Here is a 1,414-nt window from a genome sequence, read left to right as displayed (position 1 = left end):
GACAGACATCCCATGAGCGGAGCGGTCAAGCTGCGGCGGTTTGGTCGTGCGCTTCGCGGTGGTGCCAGGCGGTGGCCTCGTCGTAGGGGGTGCGGGTTTTGAGGCAGCCGTGGAGGATGCCGACGAGGCGGTTGCCGAGTTGGCGCAGGGCGGCGTGGTGGCTGATGCCGCGGTGGCGTTGCTGGTCGTAGTAGGCGCGGGCGCCGGGGGAGGCGATGAGGGCGGCGAAGGCTTGCCGGCCGAGGGCGTCGATCAGCCGGTCGTTGTGCACGTAGCGGGCCAGCACGACCTTCTTCTTGCCAGATTGGCGGGTGATGGGGCTGGTGCCGGCGTAGTTGCGGCGGGCTTTGGCGTCGGCGTAGCGGGTGGAGTCGTCGCCGAATTCGGCAAGCACCCGGGCGCCGAGGATGCGGCCGAGGCCGGGCTGGCTGAGGTAGATCTCAGCGTCCGGGTGCTGCCCAAAATGCGCCTCGACCTGCTCTTCCATTGCCTTGATCTGGGTGTGCAGGGTGGTCAGGATCGCTACCTGGGTGCGGACGGTGGCGGCGTAAGCCGCGGTCACCACCGCGGGCTGGCCCAGCTGGTGGCTGCGCAACGCCGCTCGTAGCTTCTCGGCTTTGGCTGGCACGTCTCGGCGGCGGGCCCGTTTGAGTGCGGCGGTGATCTGCGCGGTGGTCAGCCGGGCCGCTGCGGCGGGGTCGGGTGCCTTGCCCAGCAGGTCCAGGGCGTCGACGGCGGCCAGGTCATCAAAGGCAACCAGAGCGGCGGGGAAGAACTCCCGCAGTGTCTGCCGCAGCCGCAAGGTGTGGCGGGTGCGTTCCCAGATCAGCGTCTGGTGCGCCCGGGCGACGACCTTGACCGCCTCGGCTGCGGCGCTGTCGCCAGCGACCGGACGTAGTTGATGTCGGTCGGTGCGCACCATGTCGGCCAAGGCGTGCGCATCACCGGCGTCGCTCTTGGCCCCCGACACTGCGTGCCGTTCCCGGTAGCGGGCCACCTGCAGCGGGTTGATCGCATAGACCTGGTAACCGGCGGCGATCAGCGCCTGCACCCACGGACCCCGGTCGGTCTCGATACCAACCACCACCTGCGCCGACTCATCATCCTCGGTCAGATGGGCGCCGATCAGCGCGTGCAGGCCGGCGATCCCGGTGATTCCCTCCTCGAGTTTCGCCTTGCCCAGCCGGCGGCCGGTCTCGTCCTGCACCTCGACATCGTGGTGATCCTCGGCCCAGTCGTCTCCCACGAACAGCACTGCATCCCCTCCCGCCAGTCCACGGCCGATTGAGCTACCTGGCAGCATCCGGGAGAACTTCCGCAAGCTAATGATCAAGTGCTCACGCCGACGTGCGGCGGACACGACATCCCATCAGCGGTCACCTCTCCCGACCACCGGCAGGGGCACGATCTGTCA

The 1,414-nt window shown here is 68.8% G+C and carries 1 protein-coding gene; it reads right to left on the bottom strand.

What is annotated here, in order from left to right; all coding sequences use genetic code 11:
* Window positions 1-25: 25 nt before the first annotated feature.
* Complete coding sequence (locus tag KBX37_RS33830) at window positions 26-1,255, bottom strand: IS110 family transposase (RefSeq protein WP_210779881.1); 1,230 nt, start codon at window positions 1,253-1,255, stop codon at window positions 26-28.
* Between the last annotated feature and the right edge of the window lie 159 nt (window positions 1,256-1,414).

It is taken from the genome of Micromonospora sp. U56 (assembly GCF_018070095.1).
GTDB classification, from domain to species: Bacteria; Actinomycetota; Actinomycetes; order Mycobacteriales; family Micromonosporaceae; genus Micromonospora; species Micromonospora purpureochromogenes.
The sequence above is the reverse complement of the archived record's forward strand: the minus strand, read 5'-3'. Positions and strand labels throughout refer to the sequence as shown.